The sequence below is a fragment of the Sphingomonas sp. Leaf22 genome, from assembly GCF_001421715.1.
Classification (GTDB): Bacteria; Pseudomonadota; Alphaproteobacteria; order Sphingomonadales; family Sphingomonadaceae; genus Sphingomonas.
Map to the genome: position 1 here is coordinate 296,890 of NZ_LMKP01000001.1, position 26,086 is coordinate 322,975.

General features: G+C 66.3%; 19 protein-coding genes. 11 read left to right on the plus strand and 8 right to left on the minus strand.

What is annotated here, in order from left to right; all coding sequences use genetic code 11:
- Window positions 1-45: 45 nt before the first annotated feature.
- The 3 genes from ASE70_RS01410 to ASE70_RS01420 all read right to left on the minus strand — a co-directional run bounded on the left by ASE70_RS01410 (window position 46) and on the right by ASE70_RS01420 (window position 3,480).
- Window positions 46-1,047, minus strand: coding sequence for a glycoside hydrolase family 5 protein (locus ASE70_RS01410; RefSeq protein WP_056403774.1), 1,002 nt, complete (start codon window positions 1,045-1,047; stop codon window positions 46-48).
- A 30-nt stretch (window positions 1,048-1,077) separates the two neighbouring features.
- On the minus strand, window positions 1,078-2,574 hold the full coding sequence (locus ASE70_RS01415; RefSeq protein WP_056403771.1) for a lipopolysaccharide biosynthesis protein: 1,497 nt from the start codon (window positions 2,572-2,574) through the stop codon (window positions 1,078-1,080).
- Between the two features lie 66 nt (window positions 2,575-2,640).
- Entirely contained in the window at window positions 2,641-3,480 is an 840-nt protein-coding gene (locus ASE70_RS01420; protein ID WP_082450492.1) for a glycosyltransferase family 2 protein, read from the minus strand.
- Window positions 3,481-3,744: 264 nt separating this feature from the next.
- Here ASE70_RS01420 and ASE70_RS01425 point away from each other — a divergent pair, with 264 nt between their 5' ends.
- Both ASE70_RS01425 and ASE70_RS01430 read left to right on the plus strand, forming a co-directional pair.
- A complete protein-coding gene (locus ASE70_RS01425; protein ID WP_156347281.1) occupies window positions 3,745-4,656 on the plus strand; it encodes a hypothetical protein in 912 nt (303 codons plus the stop codon).
- A 14-nt stretch (window positions 4,657-4,670) separates the two neighbouring features.
- Window positions 4,671-5,876, plus strand: a complete 1,206-nt coding sequence (locus tag ASE70_RS01430) for a glycosyltransferase (protein WP_162235905.1) — start codon at window positions 4,671-4,673, stop codon at window positions 5,874-5,876.
- 238 nt (window positions 5,877-6,114) lie between these two features.
- Here the strand turns inward: ASE70_RS01430 and ASE70_RS01435 are convergent, their stop codons facing one another.
- From ASE70_RS01435 to ASE70_RS01445, 3 genes are all read right to left on the minus strand, one after another.
- Window positions 6,115-7,572 (minus strand): tryptophan halogenase family protein, encoded by a 1,458-nt coding sequence (locus ASE70_RS01435; protein WP_056403761.1) that lies wholly within the window; start codon window positions 7,570-7,572, stop codon window positions 6,115-6,117.
- Window positions 7,569-9,065, minus strand: coding sequence for a tryptophan halogenase family protein (locus ASE70_RS01440; protein WP_056500577.1), 1,497 nt, complete (start codon window positions 9,063-9,065; stop codon window positions 7,569-7,571). Before ASE70_RS01440 ends, ASE70_RS01435 begins: the two co-directional genes overlap by 4 nt.
- Window positions 9,066-9,138: 73 nt before the next feature.
- Window positions 9,139-12,033, minus strand: coding sequence for a TonB-dependent receptor (locus ASE70_RS01445; protein WP_056500581.1), 2,895 nt, complete (start codon window positions 12,031-12,033; stop codon window positions 9,139-9,141).
- Between the two features lie 219 nt (window positions 12,034-12,252).
- Here ASE70_RS01445 and ASE70_RS01450 point away from each other — a divergent pair, with 219 nt between their 5' ends.
- Both ASE70_RS01450 and ASE70_RS01455 read left to right on the plus strand, forming a co-directional pair.
- Window positions 12,253-13,953 (plus strand): alpha-glucosidase, encoded by a 1,701-nt coding sequence (locus ASE70_RS01450; protein WP_056403753.1) that lies wholly within the window; start codon window positions 12,253-12,255, stop codon window positions 13,951-13,953.
- Between the two features lie 58 nt (window positions 13,954-14,011).
- Entirely contained in the window at window positions 14,012-15,100 is a 1,089-nt protein-coding gene (locus ASE70_RS01455; protein WP_056403751.1) for an SPL family radical SAM protein, read from the plus strand.
- Window positions 15,101-15,174: 74 nt separating this feature from the next.
- Here the strand turns inward: ASE70_RS01455 and ASE70_RS01460 are convergent, their stop codons facing one another.
- Complete coding sequence (locus tag ASE70_RS01460) at window positions 15,175-16,206, minus strand: LacI family DNA-binding transcriptional regulator (RefSeq protein ID WP_082450496.1); 1,032 nt, start codon at window positions 16,204-16,206, stop codon at window positions 15,175-15,177.
- A 177-nt stretch (window positions 16,207-16,383) separates the two neighbouring features.
- Here ASE70_RS01460 and ASE70_RS01465 point away from each other — a divergent pair, with 177 nt between their 5' ends.
- The 6 genes from ASE70_RS01465 (at window position 16,384) to ASE70_RS01490 (ending at window position 22,783) form a co-directional block, all read left to right on the plus strand.
- A complete protein-coding gene (locus ASE70_RS01465; protein WP_235519507.1) occupies window positions 16,384-17,625 on the plus strand; it encodes an MFS transporter in 1,242 nt (413 codons plus the stop codon).
- Entirely contained in the window at window positions 17,622-19,229 is a 1,608-nt protein-coding gene (locus tag ASE70_RS01470) for a glycoside hydrolase family 43 protein (protein WP_056500587.1), read from the plus strand. Before ASE70_RS01465 ends, ASE70_RS01470 begins: the two co-directional genes overlap by 4 nt.
- Window positions 19,230-19,304: 75 nt before the next feature.
- Window positions 19,305-19,577 carry a hypothetical protein gene (locus ASE70_RS01475; protein ID WP_056500592.1) on the plus strand — a complete coding sequence of 91 codons (273 nt, stop codon included), beginning with the start codon at window positions 19,305-19,307 and terminating at the stop codon, window positions 19,575-19,577.
- 26 nt (window positions 19,578-19,603) lie between these two features.
- A complete protein-coding gene (locus ASE70_RS01480; protein WP_056500596.1) occupies window positions 19,604-21,256 on the plus strand; it encodes an alkaline phosphatase D family protein in 1,653 nt (550 codons plus the stop codon).
- Window positions 21,257-21,431: 175 nt separating this feature from the next.
- Entirely contained in the window at window positions 21,432-22,043 is a 612-nt protein-coding gene (locus ASE70_RS01485) for a TetR/AcrR family transcriptional regulator (RefSeq protein WP_056500599.1), read from the plus strand.
- Window positions 22,044-22,318: 275 nt separating this feature from the next.
- Window positions 22,319-22,783 carry a hypothetical protein gene (locus tag ASE70_RS01490; protein ID WP_235519509.1) on the plus strand — a complete coding sequence of 155 codons (465 nt, stop codon included), beginning with the start codon at window positions 22,319-22,321 and terminating at the stop codon, window positions 22,781-22,783.
- Window positions 22,784-22,815: 32 nt separating this feature from the next.
- Here ASE70_RS01490 and ASE70_RS01495 read toward each other — a convergent pair whose 3' ends face one another.
- Entirely contained in the window at window positions 22,816-24,084 is a 1,269-nt protein-coding gene (locus ASE70_RS01495; protein ID WP_235519510.1) for a PQQ-dependent sugar dehydrogenase, read from the minus strand.
- Window positions 24,085-24,295: 211 nt separating this feature from the next.
- Here ASE70_RS01495 and ASE70_RS01500 point away from each other — a divergent pair, with 211 nt between their 5' ends.
- The gene (locus tag ASE70_RS01500) at window positions 24,296-25,996 is read left to right on the plus strand and encodes a GH39 family glycosyl hydrolase (RefSeq protein WP_056500606.1); all 1,701 of its coding nucleotides are present in this window, start codon (window positions 24,296-24,298) and stop codon (window positions 25,994-25,996) included.
- Window positions 25,997-26,086 lie beyond the last annotated feature (90 nt).

Sequence of the window (26,086 nt, forward strand, 5' to 3'; positions counted from 1 at the left end):
CGTGAATACGCTGACGATGCTGTGTCCCGCCTGGCGGACAGCGCGCTATTTCGCCCAGAGCGAGCGGATCAGCCAGCCATTTTCGGTGTCCCAGCTTTTCGCACGGTCGCCGATGCTCTCGCCCCGGAACAGATAGGTTTTCGACCAGCGCGGACCCCAGCCCCATGCCGCGCCTCCGACCACTTCCGGCGTGGCGCGGAAGAAGGTGACGATGTCGTCGACCATCGCCTGACACGTCTTCGGCACCGTCTTGGCCCGGCCGAACGCGAATTCGCCGACATACAGCCGCATGCCGAGCTTACGCGCCGCCTTCACGGAATTGCCGAGTGGCCCGGTCGCCGGATAGGGGCGGCATTCCGGCGTCGCGCCGGAGCCGCCACGATTGAAGTAGCGGTGCGGCGACAGCCAGGTACGCTTCAGCGGGTCGAGATCGGCCAGCGTGAAGATACCGCCGCGGTTCAGGCTGCACAGAGCGCTTTCGCAGGCCCGTTTCGGCGGCTCGCCGCGATCGGCCCGGCCGAACCCCGACCATCCGCGCCATTCGAGGATCAGCTGGTTGTCGACCCCCGCCTTGCGCAGTGCATGGATCAGGTCGCGGGCGTCGGGGCCCCAGCTAACCCATGTCCCGCCCTTCGGTTCGTTTTGCAGGTCGAACGCGACCAGCGGCTGGCCGCGATACCGGCGTCCCATCCGCAGCCAGAAGTCGCGGATCTCCGGGTCGCCGATATTGCCATAGCTGTGTTCGTCGATGACCATCAACATGCCGCGTGCCGTCCCGCGCCTGATCAGCGCATCGAGCGCCGCTAGCGTTTCCGGTGTGTCGAGCCGGGCGCGCTTGACGGGCAGGCGGATGCTTTTCGCACCGGCATCGGCGTAGAAATCGATGTCCTGCGGCCTGACCGGCAGCGATTCCTTGAACTCCAGACCGCTGACGTTCACGCCCCACCACCGGCCCTGCTCCAGAAACGCATGGCTGTCGCGGCGTGGTGCCGCGGCGGCCGGTATGGCCGATATCGACAGCGCGAGGAGGAGCGGGGCGATCTTCATGGTCCGGTTCTCCTTGGGCCGCGGGGGCTGTTACTTCACCGCGAACCGCCGCAGACCGGTCAGCGTCACGATCTTGCCCAGCCCGATCGCATCGAACAGATCGATCAGCGCGACACGCGTCGGCCGGACGATCAGGCCAAACGTCAGCGTGCAGACGCCGCCGACCGCAAAGCCGACGATCGACGTGACCGCATCGGACCACAGGAACTGATAGGACAGTAGCAGGCCAAGCGCCGCCCCGGTCGCGGCGACGATGCCGAGCAACAGGCCCGGCAGGCCGGAGCGAAGCTGGTCCCGGCCGCCGACCGGCCCGGTCCGGCCCGATGCGAAGACGCGGACGAACGCCATGAAGATCGACGCCACGCTGAACCCGACCGCCGCGCCGGCGATGCCGAACTGCACGCCGATCAGGATGGCGACGATGCGCACCATCATGTCGACCACGCCCAGCGTCCGAAGCTCGCTCGACCGGTTCTGCGACACGAACAGGTCGCCGGCGGCATAGCCGAACCCGACCGCCGCCAGCGACGGGGCGAGCAGCGCCAGCACCAGCCCGGCATCATGCCAGCGGTCGCCGAGCAGCGTGCGGACCAGCGGCACCGCGACGATGCACAGCGCCGCCGATGCCGGGATCAGGAAGGTACACAGCCGCCGGACGAGCCCCAGATAGGCGGTGCGATATTCGTCGGGATGCGGGCGCATCCGGGCGAGGAAGGGCAGGGTGGCCTGTGCGATCGGCTGCACGATGTTGAGCGTCGGGATCTGGAACAGCGCCTGGGCCCGGTTGAACTGGCCGAGCGGTGCTGCCCCCAGAAACCGGCCGATGATGATCGGGGCGGCGTTGCCGGCAGCGAACAGCGCCAGCGAATAGATCGAGGTATTGGCACCGAATGCCAGCAACTCGCGCAGATTGTCGGGCCTGGCCGGACGATCGGGCTTCCACCGGTTGCTGCCGACATACATGATCGCGCCGCTGACCAGCTGCGCGACGTTGCCCAGCACGATCGCCCAGACGTTGCGGTAGAGATAGGCGAGCACCAGCGTCGACAGGAAGCCGATGAACAGCGATGCGGAATCGATCAGCGCGAGGCGTTTGAATTGCAGGTTGCGCGACAGCATCGCCTTGTACTGCGACGCGATCCCGCTGAACAGGAACCCGACCAGCGACGCCAGGATGGTCCAGACGATGATCGGCTGGCCGTAGAATTCGGCGATCCACGGCGATGCGATCCCGATCGCGACGGTCAGCAGCACGGTGGTCGTCGAATTGAACCAGAAGACGAAGCTCATTTCCGCCTGGCTGATGCTGCCCTTGCGCATCAACGCGTTGGTCATGCCGAAATCGCGCAGCGTGACCGCGAAGGCGAGCATGATGAGCGACATGTTCGCCAGACCATAGTCGGTCGGCGACACCAGCCGGGCGATAGTGAACGTCGATACCAGCGAGATCGTCAGCGTGAAGGCGCGCCGCGCCAGCAAGGCTTTCGGCCCGACCTGAGCCCGCCGTTTGGCTTCAGCGATATCCACCAGTCTGTCTCACTTTCATCGTAATCCGGGCCGGCGACCCGATCGTCGGTCGTCCGGCACTATGCGTCAGCGGTGCAGGATGCGCTTCAGATAGCGTACCGGCCCGTGCGCGCGCACCAGCTGCGCGCTCAGTATCAGTTTTTCGAACCGGCTCTTCGTATGGATACGACGGATGCCGAGCATCGTCGTTTCCAGATCGCGCCACACCTGTTTCGACATGCGCTTGCCATGCCGGTCGAGGAAGAAGCCGATGCCTGCCGCCCGGCGCAGCGACGGCGTGGCGATGCGATCGCCGGGATGGAAACGCCATTCGGCCAGCGGTTCGGGATCTACGGCATAGGTGACGCCCGCGTCGAGCAGGCGGACGAAGAAGTCCCAGTCGTTGAACACCGTCACCGCCGGATCGAACCCGCCGACCCGGGCATAGGCGGCCCGATCGATCACGAAGTTGCTGCCCGTCATCGACCCGTTCTGCAGCAGCGCGGTATCCGCGGTCAGGCCGGTCAGCTGCGCGCGCGGCTTGACGCTATGTTCGTCCTCATGGTGCAACAGGCCGCTGATCACGAGGCCGACCCGCTTCTGTTCGCCCAGCCCGACCAGCCGTTCGAGAAAGGGCGGATGCCAGAGATCATCGTCGTCGAGAAAGCCGACCCACTGGCCGGTGGCCGCCTGCGCGCCCTTGTTACGCGAATGGCAGACGCCGCCCGCATCGTTCGCGATATACCGCACTGCAAAAGGAAACCGGGCATCGGCCTCGGCAACCACCGCCTGCGTCGCCGGATCGTTCGCATCATCCACGACGAGCAGCTCTGTCGGCTGCATCGTCTGGGCCGCAACGCTGGCGATCGATTCGCGCAACAGGTGGGAACGCAAGTGCGTAGGTGTCACGACGGAAACGGCTTGCATGCTTCGTCGCCTAGCCTACCACGCACCGCAGCGAAAGGGCTTTGCGCCGCGCCCCCCGATAGTTTCCCGATCCGCCGGCACCTTGGGCTGCATTTCGCTATATTCCTGTGCGCGTCTTGGCTGTACCAGCGGGTGGCTGGATTTGGCTTGGCATCGGTTCGCGCTTGCTCCATTGGTTCGCACTTGCAGCATGAATTGTCGGTTCGCTCCGTACCGTGCCGGGGGGCTGGTCGGGATCGGAACTAAAAAGGGAGGTGTTCGACCATGAGTGTGGCTGGATCGAACGAGCGGCTTGCCATTTTGATGATCGCGATCGGCGCACGGCCATGGTCGCGCGTCACCTCCGAACTGTTCCGCGACTATGCGAAGCGGTGCGGGGCAACCTTCATCCTGCAGACCGAAGAACCGTCGGACGAGGACTTTCCGCTGCCGGCGCTGCCCGACAGCCCCGGCCGCGCCCATAAGCGGGTATATGCGCTGAAGGCGTTCCTGCCGTGGCGCCTGCTGGCGATCGAGGGATATGACCGCGTGCTGGTCGTCGACGATTCCTGCTGCGTGAAGCACGATGCGCCCAACGTGTTCGACTTCATCGAACCAGGCGCGGTCGGCCTGACCGAGACCAGCCATGCCCATGCCGAGCTGAGCTTCAAGGAAATCCGCAAATATCTGAAGGCACGCGGCGAGCCGGAAATTCCCTATACTCCCGAGCATTACATGAACTCGGGAGTCATGCTCTATACGCGGGGGATGGCCGATGCCATTTCGCCCGAACGCATCCTGGCGGCACGGGAGATGCTGTTCGCGGCCTATCCGCACCAGACCCTGACTTATTATCTGCTCAACAGTGCCAAGGTGCCGCTGACGATCCTGCCCAAGGCGTTCAACCGGCTGCCGGCGTCGACGCTGCCCGCCGGCGAATGGGCCGACATGACCGATGCGACGCCGTATCTGAGCGATGACGACGATACCTATATCTATCACGTCACCGGCGCGTTCAAACGGCGCGACGTCCTGATCCCGTCGCTGGCGCTGCATCTGCTGGCGAAGACCGATCCGGAGCGCGCACAGGCACTGGCCGCGACCATGCCACCGCCGACCAGCGCCGCGCCGGCACCGGTCGAACGGCCGGGCATCGCGCGGCGGATCGCGCGCAAGCTGCGGTCGCTGGTCGGCTGACCATGGCCCAGCCGATGCGTATCGCCTTCTTCCTCGCCGCCTATCCGGTGCTGTCCGAAACCTTCGTGATCCGCCAGATCCGGGGCATGATCGATCTCGGCCACGAAGTGACCGTCGTGACCGGAAAATATCATCCCGACGTGGCCGATCCGCTGGCGGGAAAGGTGCAGTTGCGCGCGATCCGCACCGCGCGCGATCCGCATCGCTCGATTGCGCAACGGATCGGGCGGGGGGCAACGGCGATCCTCGGCAGTCGTTTCCGCACCACGCTGATCTGCGCGATCAAGGCGGCGAAGGGCGGCTACAACGCGCCGCTCGCCGATCTGGCGGGGACGATCGGGCGGCATCTGGGTAGCTATGACGCGATCATCGCGCATTTCGGCCCGCCGGGCGTACGCGCCGAGTTCCTGCGGTCGGCAGGCGTCATCGACGGGCCGATCGCCACGATCTTCCACGGGCTGGACATCACCGAGATCGCGCTCATTCAGCAGATGAAGCCGTTCTACCAGCAATTGTTCGCGCGGACCGAACGGCTGCTGCCGATCAGCAATTTGTGGCGGGAACGGCTGATGGGCTGGGGTGCCGACGATGCCCGGATCACCGTTTTGCGGATGGGGGTCGATATCGACGAGGCGGCGATGCCGTCGTTCGACGCGCCGATCCAGTCGCCGCTGCGGGTGCTGAGCGTCGCGCGGCTGGTCGAAAAGAAGGGCATCGCCTATGCGATCGACGGCGTCGCCAAGGCGAAGGCCGATATCCGCTATCAGGTGATCGGCACCGGGCCGCTGGAACAGGAATTGCAGGCGACAGCACTGCCGTCGGGCGATGCGATCGCGTTTCTCGGGCCGCAGCCGCACGGACGGGTGTTTGCCGAACTGGAACAGTCGGACGTGTTCCTGCTGCCATCTGTCACCGCCGCCAATGGCGATATGGAGGGCATTCCGGTGTCGCTGATGGAGGCGATGGCCAACGGCGTCCTCGTCCTCGCCACGCGGCACAGCGGCATTCCCGAACTGATCGAGGATGGCGTCTGCGGGCTGCTGGTCGACGAGCGCGACGGCGACGGCATCGCCGCGACGCTCGACCGGATCGCGCGCGGGGAGGTCGATGTGGTGGCGCTGCGTCGTGCCGCGTTCGCCAAGGTCGTGGCGGAATATAACAACCGCAAACTCGACCGGCAGCTCGAAGCCGTCGTCGCCGAGATGCAGGCGGGGCGCTAGGACAGATCGACATTCATCCGTCAGTCGGTGAACTGCTCCCCTCCCTGACAAGGGAGGGGCTGGGGGTGGGTCGGTCTGTGGCTGGCGAGTCGATCCCTCGCTGGCCAACCCACCCCCGACCAGCGTCGGGTAAACTGTGCGCCGCACTGTTTAGGTCATGCCGGGGGCATGACCGGCCCGACGCTCTTGTCAGGGAGGGGAGAAGTCGAAACCTTATTGAATGTCGATCGGCCCTAGGTCAGGCTTGGGCGAAGTTCAGGCTGCACCCTTCGAGAAACGCGCTGACCGTTCGCGCGGCGTAGAAGTCCATGTCGTCGCGTCGCGCCTCGCTGACCGCTGGGAACGCGCCATAGCCGGCGAGCAGGCAATGCCATGACAAGTTGCCGAAATGGCTGCGCTGTCCCTGACGTGCCAGTTCCTCGGCGATGTCGCCGCGCCGGAACCAGCGGTCGAGGATGTGGAGCAGCGGATCGGGTAGCGCCTCGTTCGCGGCGTTGGCGCGCCAATAGTCGGTGTCGGTGCGGGTGTTCAGCTTGTAATGCGCCACGATATAGTCGCGCACGCCGTCCATCCGCTCGGCCGCTACCGTGTTGAACGCGGCGCGGTGCCGGTCGGTGCAGCCGCCGTCGCGATAATGGCGGATGAACTGTTCGACGGTGCCGAGCACCAGATGCAGCGCGGTCGCCTCCAACGGTTCGACGAACCCCTGCGACAGGCCGACCGCGACGCAGTTGCGCTCCCAATGGCGCGCGACCTGTCCGACACGGAAGGTGAGGTGACGCGCCGCTACTTCGTCACCGACCCCCAGCGTCCGGCGCAATTCGGTCTCGGCGGCGTCGGACGACTGGCAATCGCGGGCATAGACATAACCGTTGCCGACGCGATGCCGGAGCGGGATCGACCAGCACCAGCCGTTCGACAGCGCGGTGGCGACGGTTTCGACCGGTGGCCGGCCGGTCATCTCGGTCGGCAGGACGACGGCCGCGTCGTTGAACAGATGGTCCTTGAAGCTGTGGAACGGGACGCCGAGCGTGCGTTCGATCAGCAGACCGTTGAAGCCGCTGCAATCGACGAAGATGTCGCCGGCGATCGTCTCTTCGCGGTCGGTCACCAGTGCGGCGATGTCGCCATTTTCGGCGCGTCGGACCTCGGTCACCTTGGCGGGGCGATGGACGACACCGCGCGCGACCGCCAGCTCGCGCAGATACTGGCCGAGCAGGCCGGCATCGAAGTGATAGCCATATTCGATGCGGAACGGGAAGTTCGGCGGCGCGACCGGCGCGAGGCCCTTGGCCGACAGCACGCCGTTCAGCAGGAAGTCGTCGGGCCTGACCGGTACGTCATGGCCGAGGCGCCGGTTGCGGCAATTGAGGACGAACGCGTCCTCGGTATGGACGTCGATCTGCGTCGTGAACGGGTGGCGATAGTCGCGCCACGGGGCGGCGGGGCTCCAGTCGACGAAGCGGATACCGGCCTTGTAGGTCGCGCCACAGCGCGGCATCCAGTCGGCCTCCGCCGCGCCGATGATCTCGAAGAAACGCTTGAGCGAGGGCGTCGACCCCTCGCCGACGCCGATCGTGCCGATCTCGGGCGATTCGACGACGGTGATCGCCGCATCGGGCCATGCGCGCTCAAACAGGTGCGCGGCGATCCACCCCGCCGTGCCGCCGCCCAGGATGACGATGCTCGGGCTCACCCGGCCGCCCCGCCGAACCCGCTCAGCCAGCGATCATGGGCGGGCATATTGGGCACCGGTTCGCGCTTCATCGCGGCCAGCTGCCGCAGTTGCTCGGCCAGTTCGGCATCGGTCGGTCCGTCGGCCAGCGGGTGATAGTCGGCCGGCTCGATGCCTTGCCCCATCAGCACCTGTACCCAGGACGGTTCCATGAAGATGTCGAGCGGGTCCTGCGTCAACGTGCCGGTCGCGCGGAACAACGCGATCTTGTCCGCCAGCCGGTCGGGCAGGGCCATGGTCCGGACATGCCGCCAGAAGTCGGAATCGTCGCGCCGGGTCGCGTGGTAATGAAGGATGATGAAGTCGCGCACCGTTTCGAACTCGATCCGCGACTGGCGATTATATTCGGCGATCTGGCGGTCGTCGAAGCCGGCATGGGGGAACAGGTGGAGCAGCCGGACGATCGCCGACTGGATCAGATAGATGCTGGTCGATTCCAGCGGTTCGAGGAACCCGCTCGACAGCCCGATCGCGACGACATTATGGTCCCATTGCCGGCGGGCGCGGCCGGTTCGGAACGGGATGATGCGCGGTTCGGCCAACACCTCGCCATCGAGATTGCCAAGCAGCAGGTCGGCGGCCTGATCGTCGGTCAGGTGGCGGCTGCTATAGACCAGCCCGTTGCCGACCCGGTGTTGCAACGGAATACGCCATTGCCAACCGGCACTGCGGGCGGTCGAGCGGGTATAGGGCGGCGTGTCGTCGTGACGCGCGGTCGGTACCGCCATGGCGCGGTCGCAGGGCAGCCAATGGCCCCAATCCTCATAGCCGACATTCAACTGCCGCTGGATCAGCAGCCCGCGCCCGCCCGAACAGTCGATGAAGAGATCGCCGGTAATCTCACGGCCGTCGCGCATGATCAGGGCGGTGACGTTGCCGCTTTCCCCATCGCGCGCGACCTGTTCGACCAGCCCCTCGATCCGCTCGACGCCGCGCGCTTCGCTGTAGCGGCGCAGATATTGGCCGTAGAGGCCGGAATCGAAATGATAGGCATAGGGCAGGTGCCAGAGCGGGTCGTCGACCTGGATCCTGGCGAACTTGCCCTCGCGCGCGCACAGATAGTTGAGGTCATAGTCCCAGTAATCGCCGGCGATACCGGCGCGCTTCGCCCGGTTCCAATAATGGTGGAACGAGCAGAAAGCGGTGTTGCGCCCCGCCGCGCCGAACGTATGGTAATAGGATTCCCCGATCGCGCCCCAATCGTCGAAGCGGATGGCAAGTTTGATCGTCGCGCGGGTCTCGCGCAGGAATTCGGCTTCGTCGATGCCCAGCACCGCGTTGACGTGCTGGATCGGCGGAATCGTCGCCTCGCCCACGCCGATGATGCCGATCTCGTCGGATTCGATCAGTGTGATGCGGACCTGCGGGCCGATGACCTTGGCGAGCAGCGCCGCCGTCATCCAGCCCGCTGTCCCGCCGCCGACGATGACGACCCCGTTGATCGCAGCGGCCATGCGTCTCTCCTTCGTGCCGGCACGACCTATCCCCGCCGGACGCCGCCGGCGAGAATATTGTCGCGAACCGTGCTTAAAAGATGGCGTAGGTCAGGTTCGCCATGAAGTTGCGCCCGAACTGTTCGTTGCGCAGGAACAGACCGGTCCCCGAGTCGCGATAGGTGTCGCGTTCGTTGGTCAGGTTCATCGCCTGCAGCGAAATCCGCAGCCCTTCGAGATAGCGGACGCCCGATCCGGCAAAGTCGTAGCCGATCTGCGCATCGACCAGCGTCTGCCCGGCGCGGTTGAGTGGCCCCAGCGTATTGCTGCCGCCGCGATCCTCCGACAGCCAGCTCGACCGGTTGTTCGCCGATACCCGCGCCGAGAAGCCGTATTTCTCGAAATAGGCCGTGCCCTGGAACACCCGCGCCGACAGGCCCGGAATGTCGCTGCCATTGTCCAGCTGACCATCGGTAAATGCCGCCGACCCGGTAAGGCCGAACCCGTCCAGCGCCCCGGTCAGCAACCGCAGCGGCACCGATCCCTGCACCTCCACACCCTTCACATCGCCCTTCAGCCCGCCGGTATAGGTCGTATCCACGCCGAGGAAGGTGGCGGGGGTGAAGACCGTCTGACCGTCGCTGCTGACCGCGCGGTGATAGCCGGGAATGTAGAATTCGGTGTAGTCGCGGATCGTGCTGTTCTGGACGTTCCAGTTGGTCAACTTCTTGTAGAAGGTCGAGACCGACACGAAGCCGTCGCTGGCGAAATAATATTCATAGGACAGATCGGCTTGATTGGCCTCGTACGGGCGCAGCCGGGCATTGCCGCCGGTCGACAGCCATGGCCCGCGTTCGGGATCGGTGCTGGTCACTTCGGCGACATTGTTGCGGAATTTGACCGACGAGCCGGGGTTCAGGAAGTCGATGCGCGGCCGGCTGACGACCTTCGATGCCGCGAAGCGCAGGGTGTGGCCGCTGCCCAGATCGAAGTTCACGTTCATGCTCGGCAGGATGCGGGTATATTTCGCCCCGTCGGAAATCGGCGTCGCCTGCACCCGCAGGTTCGACGCGATCAGCGAGGTGAAGCCGGTCCCGCGCTGATCGGTAATCAGGCCCTGCACGCCGACGTTACCAAACACGCGGGCGAAGTCGGTCTGCAGCTCGAAATCGGCCTTGATCGAAGGCTGCCACACTTTCTCGCGGATCGAATAGGTATCGCCCAGACGATCGGGTTCCAGCGCGCCGGCATCCCAGCGGCGATAGAAGCTGCTGTTGATCAGCCCCAGCGCGTCATAGGCGACGACGTTGCCCAGACCGGCCCAACCCAGATCGGCGACGCCGCGACGGGCGTCTTCCGGAATCGGGCCATCGGACGGATAGGTTTCGGCGGTGAGGAAGAAGCCCTGATTGGTCTTGGACTTCTCATGATCCGAATAGCGCAGCGCGATATTGATCGATTTCAGGAAGCTGTCGTCGAAGCGATAGGTCGCATCGATCCGCGCCGAGTTCAGATATTCGTCGAACAGCGCCGAGTTGACGAAGCCGTCCTGCGCCTGTGCGAAGCCGATGCCGGCGGCACGGGCGGCGGCGGTGTCGAGTTCGGTGATCGGCGCGAGGCTGCCGCCCCATGACTGCGGTCCGGCCAGCTTGACCGCGGCATAATTGTCGAACGACTGGCTGTTGTTCGCGAACATCAGCCCGCGATCGGTATAGGTCCATTCGCGGATCGTGTTCGGCCCCTGCGAGCGCAAACCGGCACGGCCGAGGCCCGAATAGCTTTCGCCACGGGTGTCGTTCTTGCTGCTGGTCGAGTGCGACACGTCGAACTTCAGGTCGAGATTGTCGGTCGCGGCATAGTCGAAATTACCGCCGACGACGAACAGATTGCCCTGCTTGTCGAGCGGATCGCTGCGCAACACCGAATTATAGCCGCTGGTCCGGGCCGAGGTGACCAGATCGCCATCGGCGCTCAGCACGCCGCTGCCGTCGGCGGCGACCGGCAGCTGTTCGATGAAGCCACGCGAAATGCCGGTGTCGGCGAAATCGATATAAAGCGCGTCGACGGTGGCGGTGAACTTTTCGTCCGGGCGCCACTGGACGACGCCGGCCACAGTATTGCGCTTCAGGACGCGCGAGCGCGCCGCCGCTTCGTACCCCGACACGACCTGCTTGCCGGCATTCGGACCGGACGTGATCGCGCCGTCGTCATAGCCCCAGACGCTGGAAAATTCATTCTGCACCGGCGAAGACGTGGTGGCAGCGGTCAGCGCGACGCCGATCGTGTCGTCGGCGAACTTGTCGCTGTACGACAGGGCGAAGCGATAGCCGCGGTTGCTGAAATCGGGGTTGCGCGACGGCTGGCCATTCTGTTCGAAGCTGCCATTGGCGATCAGCGCGCGCTTGCGCTCCAGCGGGCGGACGGTGCGGATGTCGACGGTGCCGCCGACGCCCATCGCGGTCAGTGCGGCGTCGGGCGTCTTGTAGACGACGGCGGCGCTGACGATTTCGGCGGGGTACAGGTCGTATTCGACGCCGCGATTGTCGCCGATGCCGATCAGCTCGCGGCCGTTCAGCGTGGTGCCGACAAAGTCTTCACGGAAGCCGCGGACCGAGATGCCGCTGATGCGGCCCGACCGGCGCTCCCCCGCCAGACCGGCAAGGCGGCCGAGCGAGTCGGCAACGCTCGATTGCGGCAGCTTGCCGATATCCTCGGCCGAGATTGCTTCGACGACCGAGCTGTTGTTGCGCTTGAGCGACTGGGCGCGTTCGAGGCTGGCGCGCAGGCCGGTGACGACGATGTCCTCCGACGGTGCTTCCTCCGTCACGGCAGCGGGGTCGGTTTGCGCGCCGATCGGGGGCTGCGTCACCGGTGCGGCGGGATCGACCGGCGGGACGACCGTGGTGCCGGCGGTCTGCGCCAGCGAGGGCGTCGCCACCAGCAGCGCGAGCGCGGCGGTCGAGCAAGCAAGCGTATGCCGTGAAGTCATCTGTAATCCTCTCCTGACGTCTTTTTTATGCGGTCTTTTGCCAAGGCGACTTCCCGCGTTCCGGATCGGATATGCAATACCGCAATCGTTTGCAATCACGGATTTACGCATACGTATTCGTAACCTTGTGTAGCTGTTGCAAATACGTCACGCGTATAACACCGGTTGCAGCAATCGATTGCACACTGTATCCGTCGGGTAACGAGGAGAGGAAATAATATGCGCAACAGCATAAGCGTCGCGGCGTTGCTTGCGGCGACGGTTCTGCCGTCGACCGGCGTGTCGGCACAGGAACCGCCGGCGGTATCCGCTACGGCCACGACCGCACCGACGGCCGAGCCATGGTGGCAGCACGCGACGATCTACGAAATCTACCCGCGCAGTTTTCAGGACAGCAACGGCGACGGCATCGGCGATCTGCGCGGCATCACGTCGCGGCTCGATTACCTCCAGTCGCTGGGACTCGACGCGATCTGGATCACGCCGTTCTTCAAATCGCCGAACGCCGATTTCGGCTATGACGTGTCCGATTACACCGCGATCGATCCGCAATATGGCACCATGGCGGACTGGGACATGCTGGTCGCCGAAGCCCGCAAGCGCGGCATCCGGGTGCTGGTCGATCTGGTCGTCAACCACAGTTCGGCAGAACATGCGTGGTTCAAGGAATCACGCAGCTCGCGCACGAATGCCAAGGCCGACTGGTATGTCTGGCGCGACGGTACGCCGGACAAGCCGCCGACCAACTGGAAATCGATCTTCGGCGGCCCCAGCTGGACATGGGACCCGACCCCCAAGCAATGGTATTACCATATCTTCCTGTCGCAGCAGCCCGATCTGAACTGGTCGAATCCGCAGCTGAAGCAGGCGATGTTCGACGTCGTGCGCTTCTGGCTGGACCATGGCGCGTCGGGCTTCCGTCTCGATGCGACGCCCTATCTGTTCGAGGACAGCAACTGGCCGCAGGACCCGAACCCCGCCGCCGATCCGGTCTGGCTGAAACCGTACAACTCGCAATTGCCCGGCACCAATCAGGTGCTGCGCGAGATGCGCAAGGTCGTCGATTCCTATCCCGGCAATCCGATCCTGCTGGGCGAATCCTCGACCCGGTCGATCGAACAGCTGCGCGCCGTGTATGGGAAGGACAAGGACGAGATCCACCTGCCGATGAACTTCCTCGTCGGCAACATCACCAAACTGGACGCCGGCGAACTGAAGCGCCGCTATGACGAGGCCGCGACCAAGCTCGACGGGCTGACGCCGGTCGAATTCTTCAGCAACCACGACCAGTCGCGCCAGTGGAGCGAGTTCGGCGACGGGGTGAACAACGACCGGATCGCCAAGCTGTCGGCGGCGCTGACCCTGCTCAATCCGGGTGTCGCGCTGCTCTATTACGGCGAGGAGATCGGCATGGGCGACGCTGACAAGGCGACGCTGGCGCAGGCACCGATCGGGCCGAAACGCCCGCGCACCGACGAACGCGACCGGGCGCGGACGCCGATGCAGTGGAGTGCCGCGCCGGCCGCCGGTTTCACCACCGGCACGCCATGGCTGCCGGCCGCGCAAGGCTATCGGACGCGCAACGTCGCGGCCGAGGAGCGCGATCCGCAGTCGCTGCTCCACTGGTATCGCCGCCTGACCGGACTGCGCCGTACCGATCCGACCTTCCGCACCGGCCGCTATGTTCCGCTCGAAAGCGGCGATCCGGCCGTCTTCGCCTTTGCCCGCGTCAATCCCGACGGCAGCGGCGCGCTGGTGATGGCCAACATCAGCGCGACGGCGCGGACGGCGGCTCCGGGCGGCTGGGCGGGGCCCGCGCCGACCTATGGCGAACGCATCTGTGCCGCCGGCACCGGGCAGGGCGCGATGGTGCTGGCCCCGTGGGACAGCTGTATCGTTCGCTTCCGCTCGGCCCCGTAACGGCGCACGGCAAGGGGATCGCGCCGGACCGTCTGCCGGTGTGGATCGTTTGGGGGCGATGGCTGTCGTCCCCCTCCCGCCGTTACAGGCACCAATGGCATGGCGACCGCGCCGGTTGCTCGTCACCCGATCGTCGATGGCGTTCGCCCATGGCCGCGCCATCGCCGACCGCGCGGCGGCGCAGGGGGTGGAGGTCGTGCTGCTGCCCGGCGACCGGCTCGCGCTCGACCTGCCCGACGATCCACGTCGCGCCTATGCCGCGGCGAAGGCGACGCTGGCGGTAGTGGTCGCGCCGCCGTCCAAGCGCCGGCTGCAACCGATTGCGCCCAGTGCCGACTGGCGGGTCGATCTGGCGGAGGGGTGTCCGGCACATTGCGGCTATTGCTATCTTGCCGGCTCGCTGAAGGGGCCGCCGATCACGCGGGTCTATGCCAATCTCGATGAGATACTGGGCGGACTGCCCGATTATCTGGGGCAGGGCAGCGTGACGTCGCGTCAGCGCGATCGCGCCGGGGAGGGCACGACGTTTGAGGCGTCCTGTTATACCGACCCGCTCGCGCTGGAACCGATCACCGGTGCCTTGTCGGCGACGATCGCGTGGTTCGGCCGGTGGGATGCGCCGGTGCAACTGCGCTTCACGACCAAGTTCGCCGGCGTCGATCCGTTGATCGACCTGAACCATCGCGGTCGAACGCGGATGCGCGCCTCGATCAACCCGCGGGCCTTTGCCCGGTTCGAAGGGGGCACCGATCCGGTCGCCGCGCGGCTGGCGGGGTTGGCGCGGATGGCGATGGCCGGATATCCGGTTGGCCTCACGATCGCACCGATCATCGCGGCCGAAGGGTGGCGCGAGGCCTATGGGGCGTTGCTGGCCGACGCGGCGGCCGCGCTGGGGGCGGTGCCCGATCTCGACCTGACGATCGAACTCATCACCCATCGCTTCACCGCCGGTTCGAAAGCGGTGCTGGACCGCTGGTATCCCGGATCGTCGCTCGACATGGGGTTGGCGAACCGGACCACGAAGCGGACGAAGTTCGGCGGCGAGAAGCAGGTGTACGACGCGGAAACGATGCGGGCGCTGCGGGACTTTTTTGCCGAAGCGATCGCCACGACGCTGCCGGCGGCGCGGGTCTTGTACTGGACGTGACGGTAGTCTTCGCCGGCGACACGCCGGTTCGGTCGTTGCTGGCAGCGTGGCATGGCGGTTGACGCCGCCCGACCTCAGCCGGGTGGCGGGGCTGTCGACTGGCGTTCGACCAGGACGTGCTCGAGCACGCGCAACCGTTCCCCGGCGGGCAGCGGCATACCGGTGCGCATCTCGCGGATCAGCAGTTGCAGCGCCTCGGCGGCAAGCTGTTGTACCGGTTGCCGGATCGTGGTGAGCGGCGGCCACAGCGTGACCGCTGCCGTGCTGTCGTCGAAACCGGTGACGGTCAGATCGGCAGGGATGTCGAGGTGGCGGCGGTGCGCGACCGAAACCACCGCCGCCGCCATGTCGTCGTTGCTGGCGAAGATGGCCGTCGGGCGATCGTCCGACCCTAGCAGTTGCTCGCCCGCGATCAGGCCCGATGCATAGCTGAAATCGCCATGCACGATCGTCGCCGTGACGTCGCCCGCATCGGCGATGGCGGCGCGGAACCCGTCGAGCCGGGCAATGCTCGCCTGCTGCCCGCGATTGCCGACAACGAAGCCGATCCGGCGGTGGCCCAGCGCGATCAGGTGACGCGTCATGTCGCGCGCTGCGCCATGATCGTCGATCCCGACCGAGATCGCGTCGCTGGCGACCGCGCCGACCACCGCCACCGGCAATGCGGCATCATGCAGCATCCTGCGCAAGCCTACTGCCTCGCCAAGCGGTGGGGCCAGGATCACGCCGCCGATCCCGGAGCCGAGCAACCGCCCGACCGCGTCGGCGGTCGGCGCGCCGCCGGCCTGCCCCTTCAGCAGGATCAACTGCGCCGCGCGGTTCGATGCCTCCTCGAAAACGCCGGCGAGGAAATCGCTCATGAACGCGGCGCTGGGGTTGGAATAGATCACGCCGATGCGGATCTCCTGCAACGTCACCAGACTGCGCGCCATCAGATTGGGGGTGTAGTTCAGCGCGCGGATCGCATCGTCGACGATCGCGCGCGTCTCCTTGCGCACGCCGCTGTCGCCGTTGATGACCCGCGACACCGACATCGGCGACACCCCGGCGTGTTTCGCGACATCGATGATCGTGACGCTGCGACGTCGGCGAGGGGGGTGGGTCAAGCGTTTCTCTACGATGGATTGCGGATGGCGATGGCCGATCGACGCGGCGCGATACGCGGTCGTCTATCGACGCACCGTATCGGTGCCGGACCACGCCCGGCAAGGGCCGATATCGGGCTTGCGCAACCCGACCGGAAGCGCCTACGAAAAGATGGTAACGTTACCGGGAGGGGTAAGTTGGCGCGATTCAAATCGGTGCGCTGGACCATCATCGCGCTGTTCGTCGGCGCGATGGTCATCAATTACCTGACCCGCAGCATCCTCGGCGTCGCCGCACCCGCGATCATGACCGAACAGGGGATATCGTCCGCGCAATATTCGTGGATCACCGGTGCGTTCCAGTTCGGGATCATGTTCCAGCCGGTGGCGGGCTATCTGCTCGACCTGATCGGGTTGAAGATCGGCTTCACCCTGTTCGTCGCGGTCTGGTCGCTCATCACCATGGGCCATGGGCTGGCGGCGGGATGGTTCGGCTTCGCCGCGCTGCGCGGTGCGCTGGGCCTGGTCGAGGGATCGGCGCAGCCGGCGGGGATGAAGGTCGTCGCCGAATGGTTTCCCGCACGCGAACGCGGCTTGGCGGGCGGCATCTATCAGATCGGCGCGTCGTTCGGCGCGGTGCTGGCACCGGTCCTCGTCGCATGGGCGGTGTTCAACCATAGCTGGCGGGCGGCGTTCTTCGTCGCCGGTGGGCTAGGGCTGGTCTGGGTCTGCGCATGGCTGGCATGGTATGCCCCGCCGCGCCAGCATCGCGCGGTATCGGCGGAGGAACGCGATCTGATCCTCGGCGGACAGGAGCCGGCACTGGCGCAACAGCGCCGCCGCCCGCCGCTGCGCGACCTGCTGCGCCGGCGCAACCTGTGGACGATCGCTGCCGCGCGCTTTCTCGCGGACCCGGTATGGGGAATGCTGTCGCTGTGGATGCCGCTGTATCTGGTGCAGGTACGGCAGTTCGACCTGACGCAGATCGCGATGTTCGCATGGCTGCCGTTCCTCGCCGCCGATCTCGGCTGCCTGTTCGGTCCGGCGGTCGTCGCATGGTTGCAGCGGCGCGGGGTCGACCTGATCGATGCCCGCCGCTGGGCGTTCACGCTGGGCGCGGTGTTGATGACCGGCATGATGTTCGTCGGCACGGTCGGCAGCCCGTTGGCGGCGGTCGCGCTGCTCTGTCTCGGCGGGTTCGCGCACCAGACGTTGTCGGTGACCGTCATCACCATGACATCGGACCTGTTCCCGCAGGATCAGGTGGCGACCGCCACCGGCGTATCGGGCACCGCCGCCAATCTCGGCGTGCTGATCTTCACGCTGGTGCTGGGTTCGATGGTCGACAGCGTCGGCTATCAACCCTTCTTCGTCCTGCTCGGGCTGCTCGACCTGGTCGGTGCCGCGCTGCTGTGGACCCTGATACGAAAGTCCGTATGACCATCCGCAATCCCATCCTGCGCGGGTTCAATCCCGACCCGTCGATCGTCCGCGCCGGCGAGGATTATTATATCGCCACCTCGACCTTCGAATGGTTTCCGGGCGTGCAGATCCATCATTCGCGCGACCTCGCCAACTGGCGGCTCGTCGCCCGGCCGCTGCGCCGCCCCGGCCAGCTCGACATGCGCGGCAACCCCGATTCCTGCGGCGTCTGGGCACCCGACCTCAGCTATGCCGACGGCCGCTTCCACCTGATCTTCACCGACGTGAAGCGATACGGCCGCACCACCGTCGACGGCGCGAAGGGCGCGTCGCTGCGCGATTTCCACAATTACTGGGCGTGGAGCGACCGGATCGACGGCGACTGGTCCGATCCGGTGCATCTGAACAGCAGCGGCTTCGACCCCGCCCTGTTCCATGACGACGACGGGCGCAGCTGGCTGCTCAACATGCTGTGGGATCACCGCCCCGACCGCAAACGCTTCGCCGGCATCGTGGTGCAGCAGATGGACCTCGCCACCGGGCGGTTGACCGGCGAACGCCGCACCATCTTCGCAGGGACATCGCTCGGCTTTACCGAAGGGCCGCACCTCTACCAACGGGACGGCTGGTATCACCTGCTGGTCGCCGAAGGCGGTACCGAACGGAACCATGCGGTGGTCATGGCCCGTTCGCGCGACCTGTTCGGCCCCTATGACGTCCATCCCGACGGCCCGGTCCTGACCGCGCGCGGCCGGCCCGACCTGCCGCTGCAACGCACCGGTCATGGCGATCTGGTCGAGACACCGGCGGGCGAGACATGGCTCGCCTATCTATGCGGCCGTCCGCTGCCCGATAGCGACCGCTGCGTGCTGGGCCGCGAAACGGCGATCCAGCCGATGACATGGGGCGCGGACGGCTGGCTGCGTCCCGCGCTGCCAGAGGCGGCGGTGCCGGGCGTCGCAACCGAAGCGCCCGCCATCGACCGGTGCGATAGGTTCGACGGCCCGGACCTGCCCGAACCGTTCCAGTGGCTGCGCACCCCCTATCCCGACCGCCTGTTCAGCCTGACCGAACGGCCCGGCCACCTCCGCCTCCACGGCCGCGAAACGATCGGCAGCCATTTCGAACAGGCGCTGGTCGCCCGCCGGCAACAGGCATTCTGCTACACCGCCGAGACCGAGGTCGACTTCACCCCGACCGATTTTCAGCAGGCGGCCGGGCTGGTCTGCTACTACAACTCGACCAAATTCCATTTCCTGCACCTGACCGCCGACGATGCCGGACAGCGCCGGTTGCAGGTCCTGTCAGTCGAACCGATCGGCGAGGGCCGCAGCCGCACCTCCGTGCCGATCGCCATACCCGCCGGCCCGATCGAACTGCGTGCCGAGGTCGACCACGAAACGCTGCGCTTCGCCTTCCGCGCGACGGGACTGGCCGACTGGCAATGGCTGGACGACGTGTTCGACGCCAGCCTCCTGTCCGACGAAGCAACGATCACCGGCCTGCCGAACTTCACCGGCACGTTCGTCGGCATGGCGTGTCAGGATATGTCGGGGCAGGGCACGCCCGCCGATTTCCGCTACTTCGCCTATCGCGAGAACGCGCTAAACCGGCATCTGTAACACCCGCGTCACGCCGACGTCGCTGGAGCTTCATCAACCGTCGCCAAGGGTCTGCCGACTTCAACAGGGGCATCCATGGTTTCGGTTTCGCTTGGCTCACTCGACGCGCGCCTGCCGGTCTTCGGCTCGCTGACCGGCGCAGGCACTGCCTTCGCCGGCGCAGCCACGCCGGCCAAAGCCGTGCCAGGCGAACGGACCGGCATCGACCCCGCTCTCGCTGCCCCGAGATCGAACTTCGACGCCGCCGATCTGCCCGACGCCGGCAATACCGGCGGCGGCTTCGGTATTCCAACCTTCATCCCCGGTGAACCGCGCCTCTACGGCGCGCAACTCACCGCGCGCTTCTGATCCCCTTTACGAACAGGAACCTTCACATGACGACGATCGGACGGCGCGGGGCGCTGGCACTGCTGGGCAGCGGCGCGGGACTGGCCCTGCCGGGGTTCGCCACGGCGGCGACCGCGCGCACGGCGCGGTTCGACCATGGCATCGCCAGTGGCGATCCGGCGGCGGACGGCGCGGTATTGTGGACCCGCGCCACGGTCGCGGACGGGGCAGGCGACGCGGCGCTGGAATGGCATGTCGCCGACGGCCCCGATGCAAAACCCCTCCGGTCGGGCAAGGTCACTGCGCGGGCGGCGGCCGACCATACGGCGAAGGTCGAGGTGTCTGGGCTGGCACCGGGGCGCGATTATTGGTTCTGGTTCGCCGCTCCGGACGGGGTGCGTTCGCCGGTCGGGCGGTTCCGGACGCTGCCCAAAGGGCGCGTCGAGCGGCTGACGATCGCGGTGGCGTCGTGTCAGCTATATCCGGGCGGGCTGTTCAACGCCTATGCCGACATGGCGGCGCTGCCGCGGCTCGACGCGGTCGTCCATCTCGGCGACTATATCTATGAATATGGCGCGGACGGCTATGGCGCGGACATCGGGCGCAAGCTCGACCGGTTGCCCGATCCGTCGCATGAGATCCTGACGCTCGACGATTATCGTCGCCGCCATGCGCAAGTGAAGCATGATCCCGATATGCAGGCGGCCCATGCCCGTGCCGCCTTCATCTGCGTGTGGGACGATCACGAAGTAGCCAATGACGGCTGGGTCGGTGGTGCCGAAAACCACGATCCCGCGACCGAAGGCGACTGGGGCGCGCGCAAGGCGGCGGCGATGCAGGCCTATTTCGAATGGATGCCGATCCGCGAATCGCGCCGCGGACTGGGGCGCGAGGCGATCTATCGCAGCTTCGAATTCGGCGACCTCGCCACGCTGGCAATGGTCGAAACGCGGTTGCTCGCCCGGTCGCAGCAGGTGGCGTTCAAGGGCGACACGCGCGAACCCGACGAGGTCGCGACGGTGCTGGCCGCGCGCGCCCGTCCCGACCGCGAATTGCTGGGTGCGACCCAGCAACGCTGGCTGGAGGAGACGCTCGCCCGGTCGGTCCGGGCCGGCAAGCCGTGGCAGTTGCTCGGCAATCAGGTGGTGATGGCGCGGGTCGCCGGACCGGACCTGCCGAAGCTGATGGGGGCCGGACGGTTCGCGGCGACGATGGCGAAGCTGTCCGAACCTTGGCGGGCGCGGATGACGGCAGCGATCGCGAGCTATCGTGCGGGCGCGCCGTTCAACCTTGATTCGTGGGATGGCTATCCGCCGGCGCGCGAGCGGCTGTACCAGTCGTTCCGGCGGGCGGGCAGCCGGCCGATCGTGCTGGCGGGCGACAGCCATGCCGCATGGTCGAACGATCTGTACGACGATGGCGGTCGGCTGGCCGCGGCGGAATTCGGCTGCACCGCGATCACCAGCCCATCGTTCGGCGCGGTGCTGCCGGGCCTCGGCGACTATATCGCCGAGGCGAACCGGGAGGTCGTGTTCTGCGATCAGGATCGCAAGGGCTATACGCTGCTGACGCTCACCCCCGATGCCGCCGTCGCGGAGCATGTCGCGGTGTCGACGGTCATGGCCAAACCGTTCGATCGGCAGGTCGTCGCCCGCCACCGCGTCACCCTCGACCGGGCGCGGGGGATCGAGACGGCCTGACGATCGGCGGCGCCCCGTCCGGGGCGCCGCTGACGGTCCATGGCGGATCGCCGATCGCCGGTGGTTTGTCCGCACACGTCGATCGGGATTCCAGGGGTCCGCAAGCCGATATGGCCGCCCCCATCCGGCATCCTGCCCTTGCGCAACGGCGCGAATAGAATATGTACCGTCCGTTATGGAAAAGACGTTGACGATTGCCGCCAAGGGCCGGCCCCGCGAATTCTGCGTCGACAAGGCGCTGGCGGCCGCGCTCGGCGTCTTCTGGTCGAAGGGGTATGAAGGCGCTTCGATGAGCGACCTGACCGAGGCGATGGGGATCACCAAACCCAGCCTGTACGCGGCATTCGGCAACAAGGAAGCGTTGTTCCACAAGGCGCTCGAACTCTACGAATCCGAAAAGCTGGAATATATGCGCGAGGCGCTGCGACAGCCGACCGCGCGTGCCGTCGCCGAACGGCTGATGCGCGGCGCGATCGATGCGCAGATGAGCAGTTGCGATCCGAAAGGGTGCCTCGGCGTCATCAGCGCGACCGCGTGCGGTGCCGAAGCGGCGTCGATCAAGGCCGACGTGATGCAGCGCCGCGCATCGTCACAGGCTGCGTTGGTCGAGCGATTCGAACAGGCCAAGCGCGACGGCGACCTGCCCGGTCACGTCGATATCGATGGGCTGACCAACTATCTCTACGCGATCGTGCAGGGGATGGCGGTACAGGCGGGATCGGGCGCGACCCGCGCCGACCTCGAACGGATCGTCGACACCAGCCTGTTGATGTGGCCGGGCCGGTAGAATTATTCTACCGACCGGTACAAAAGGCGTTGACGGACCGATCGGCGCTTAATATACCGATCAGTATAGAAGAGGGCATCGCACCGATGTCCCGGCGCTCGCAAGGATGCCGCTATGCCCGAACCTGACGTCGCGTCGTGACCGCCCCATAATTCGGCGGTACGTGTAACCTTCATCAACTTTACCACCCGCAGACTGCTTCCGCTCGACCTCCGCGTCGCAGGCGTCGGCGATCTGCGTCCCCGCACCAGCGTCTCGGCTCCGAAAGGGGGGCTTTGGCGGTCGCCCCCGTGCGCCCGCTGCTGGATGCCTTTGAACCCAAGGGAGGATTTCTCATGGCCTATGTCGATTTCTCCGGCGACACGCTGTTCGCCACCCCCGCCGCCGCACCTGCCATTGCCCCACCCGTCGCCGTCGAACCGGCTCCCACCGGCCTGACCGCGCTGGAATGGTCGGTCGTTGCCCTGGCGCAACGCGACCGGATGGCGTCGCTGCGCGAACCGTCGCCGCTGTCGATCGCGCTTGGCCGCGTCTTCGGTACCCGCCGCCGCGATCCCAATCTGGCGGACCCGAAGCTGGAGGCGCTGCGCCGCATGGCGGTGCTCAGCTGGCACCGCGGCTATGCCGTGCCGGTCCACGAACTCGCGGCATTCTTCGCCGCCGGCTTCAACACCGATCAATATGAAACGATGCTCGCCAGCATCAGCACGGCGCAGGCGTCGCGAACCACCCGCGGCTGAACGGATCTCGGCTGTTGCGGGAACGTCCGGCGTCAGCCCGCCCGTGGCGAGGTCAGCCGGAGCAGACGTCCGTCGTTTCCATCCTCCAGCAGCCATAGCGCGCCGTCCGGCCCCGCCATGACCGCCCGGATGCGCGCGCCCATGTCCCAGCGTTCCGCCTCGCGCGCGGTCTTGCCGTCGAACGCGATCCGGACCAGCGCGGTCGCGGCCAGCCCGCCGACAAAGGCGGAGCCGCGCCACTGCGGAAACATGGCACCGTCGTAGAATGCGAGCCCGGCCGGCGCGATCACCGGCGTCCAGTAGAGCGCGGGCTGGTGGAACTTGCCGTTGCCGGCGGGCGAGGCGATCGGCGTATCGTCGTAATTCTTGCCATAGGACACCACCGGCCAGCCGTAATTGCCGCCGGCGTCGATCAGGTTCAGCTCGTCGCCGCCCTGCGGTCCCATCTCCGTCTCCCACAACCGCCCCTGCGCGTCGAAGGCGAGACCATAGGGATTGCGATGGCCGGTCGACCATGTTTCGGCGGGCGTCAGATTGGGGGCCGGCATCTGCGCCTTGCGCACCGCCGCCTTTGCCGCCGCCCCGGTGTTTTCGGGCGGATCGATGATGCCGATCGTCGTCGCGCCAGCCTTGCCCACCAGCGGGTTGCCCGGGGCCGGCTTGCCGTCCAGCGTCAGGCGCAGGATTTTGCCCAGCGCCTGATCGGGGTCCTGCGCCGGGGTGAAACGCTGCCGCTCGCCCGAGGTCAGGAACAGATACTGCCCGTCCGGCGAGAAGGCGATATAGCCGCCGAACTGCCCGCCGGCCCCGCGCGGCAATTGTCGCCACAGCACCTGCACGTCGCGCAACGCCGGCTGCGCGCCGGTCACGTCCAGCGTCGCCCGCGCCAGCGCCAATCCGTCGCCGCCTTCGCCCGGTTCGGAATAGGTCAGATAGACCTGCCGGTTCTGTGCGAAGGTCGGCGAGGTCGCGACGAACAACAGTCCGCCCTGTCCCTCGAAATGGACCTTCGGCACGCCGGCGACCGGAGCCTTGGCACCCGCCGCGGTTACCAGCCAGAGCCGACCGGGTTTTTCGGTGACCAGCATCCGCTGATCGGGCAGGAACGCCAGCGCCCATGGATTGTCGAACGTCGCGACGGTGCTGGTCTTGAACGGCTTCGTCGTGGCCGGCGTCGACCCGCCATAATTGACCGGCGCGGCCGCGGGGGGCGTCGAGGCGGTCGCATTCTGGACGGAGTCCGTAGCGCCGCAACCGGTCAACAGCGCGGTGCCGAGGCATAGCAGGGAAAATCGCAGCACAAATCGCCTTTCGAACAAGGGAGCGGGCACGACCGCGCCGGAACGAAGAGGGCGACGTAGCCCGTTCAAAGTCAACGACCTACGTCGCGATCCCGATCAATGCGTTTCGCACTTTGGACTTGCGGTCATGCAGATCCTTGTAGGAGTAAAGGTAACTTGAAGCAAAGCCCGCAAGAGACGGGTCGCGCGAAATCGTACAGGGGAGAGGGCCATGATCCGTTTCGTCGCACCGACGGCTTTGGCCGCAGCAGGGCTGTCCGCCACGGTCGCCATGGCGCAGCCGCTACCGGCGGACGCCACTGCGCCCGTGCCGGTCCGCGACGTTTCGGTCACCGTCGACGCCCGCAAGTCCCTGGGGCCGCTGCCGCCGGCGTGGCGTTTCTTCGGCGCGGACGAGCCCAATTACGCAACGATGAAGGACGGGCGCAAATTGCTGGTCGAACTGGGCGACCTGAAGCGCGGCGAGGTGTTCTTCCGGGCGCACAACCTGCTCAGCACCGGCGACGGCACGGCAGCGTTCAAATGGGGCAGCACCAACGCCTATACCGAAGGGCCGGACGGCAAGCCGGTCTATGACTGGACGATCGTGGACAACATCATCGACACCTATCTGGCGCGCGGCGTCCGCCCCTATCTCCAGATCGGGTTCATGCCCGAGGCATTGTCGACCGCGCCGAAGGGCACGCCCTACCAGCATAGCTGGCGACCGGGGTTCGATTATCGGCTGATCGCGACCGGATGGACCTATCCGCCGGACGGTTACGACAAATGGGCCGAACTGGTCTATCAATGGACCCGGCATAACGTCGAACGGTATGGCGCGGATGAGGTGAACCGCTGGTATTTCGAAGTCTGGAACGAACCGGATTCGAAATTCTACTGGCAGGCGTCGCCGGAGGAATTCAACAAGCTCCACGACTTCGCGATCGACGCCGTCCGGCGCGCACTGCCGACTGCGAAAGTCGGCGGCCCCGATGTCGCGGTGGCGGGCGAGTTCATGGACGGCTTCTTGCGCCACGTCGCCTCCGGCCGGAATTACGTCACCGGCCGGACCGGGACTCCGACCGATTTCCTGTCCTTCCATGCCAAGGGCGCGCCGAGCTTCGTCGACGGCCATGTCCGCATGGGGCTGTCGACCCATTTGCGCAACGTCGATCGGGGCTTTGCCAAGGTCGCCGGTTTCCCGACACTGGCCGCCAAACCGATCGTGATCGGCGAAAGCGATCCGGAGGGATGCGCCGCCTGTCCGGGACCGCAAAACGCCTATCGCAACGGCACGATGTATTCGAGCTACACCGCCGCCAGCTTCGCGCGCATCTGGGACCTTGCCGCCAGGCGGAAGGTGAATATCGACGGCATCCTGTCCTGGTCGTTCGAATTCGAGGATCAACCGTGGTTCGCCGGGTATCGACAATTGTCGACCAACGGGGTCGACCTGCCGGTGCTCAACATTTTCCGCATGTTCGCAAAGATGGGTCCGGAACGCATCGCCGCGACCAGCAGCGCGCAGGTGCCGCTGGATGCGGTCGTCAAGGACGGGGTACGCGGGCAGGCCGATATCGGCACGCTGGCGACGCGGACGCCCGACGGGCGGATCGCGGTGCTGCTATGGCATTATCACGACGACGACGTCGCAGGTCCGGTCGCGCAGGTGAAGCTCGACATCGCCGGTGCGAAGGCGGGACCGGTACGGTTGTGGCGGGTCGATGGCAGCCACGCCAACGCCTTCACCGCGTGGCAGCGAATGGGTTCGCCGCAGTCGCCCGATGAAAAGCAATATGCCCGGTTGGAATCCGCCTCGAAGATGCAGGAAGAGGCGGTGTCGTCGAGCGCCAACGGCCGGGGCGGGCGGTCGATCACCGTCCAGCTACCCCGGCAGGGCGTCGCGTTGCTGACGCTGGACGGACGCTGAGCGCAACGACGCCGCTCCTGTTCGACCGGGATAGCCCGTGCGACGTTATGCCGCATCGCACGTTGCATGGGTATGGATCGAGCGGGCGGG

Coding starts and splice junctions, on each gene's coding strand:
- ASE70_RS01475 (WP_056500592.1), top strand. CDS start 19,305: ATGGTTTCGGTTTCGCTTGGCTCACTCGACGCGCGCCTGCCGGTCTTC.
- ASE70_RS01500 (WP_056500606.1), top strand. CDS start 24,296: ATGATCCGTTTCGTCGCACCGACGGCTTTGGCCGCAGCAGGGCTGTCC.
- ASE70_RS01450 (WP_056403753.1), top strand. CDS start 12,253: ATGCGCAACAGCATAAGCGTCGCGGCGTTGCTTGCGGCGACGGTTCTG.
- ASE70_RS01445 (WP_056500581.1), bottom strand. CDS start 12,033: ATGACTTCACGGCATACGCTTGCTTGCTCGACCGCCGCGCTCGCGCTG.
- ASE70_RS01430 (WP_162235905.1), top strand. CDS start 4,671: ATGCGTATCGCCTTCTTCCTCGCCGCCTATCCGGTGCTGTCCGAAACC.
- ASE70_RS01410 (WP_056403774.1), bottom strand. CDS start 1,047: ATGAAGATCGCCCCGCTCCTCCTCGCGCTGTCGATATCGGCCATACCG.
- ASE70_RS01485 (WP_056500599.1), top strand. CDS start 21,432: ATGGAAAAGACGTTGACGATTGCCGCCAAGGGCCGGCCCCGCGAATTC.
- ASE70_RS01455 (WP_056403751.1), top strand. CDS start 14,012: ATGGCTGTCGTCCCCCTCCCGCCGTTACAGGCACCAATGGCATGGCGA.
- ASE70_RS01425 (WP_156347281.1), top strand. CDS start 3,745: ATGAGTGTGGCTGGATCGAACGAGCGGCTTGCCATTTTGATGATCGCG.
- ASE70_RS01440 (WP_056500577.1), bottom strand. CDS start 9,065: ATGGCCGCTGCGATCAACGGGGTCGTCATCGTCGGCGGCGGGACAGCG.
- ASE70_RS01480 (WP_056500596.1), top strand. CDS start 19,604: ATGACGACGATCGGACGGCGCGGGGCGCTGGCACTGCTGGGCAGCGGC.
- ASE70_RS01420 (WP_082450492.1), bottom strand. CDS start 3,480: ATGCAAGCCGTTTCCGTCGTGACACCTACGCACTTGCGTTCCCACCTG.
- ASE70_RS01470 (WP_056500587.1), top strand. CDS start 17,622: ATGACCATCCGCAATCCCATCCTGCGCGGGTTCAATCCCGACCCGTCG.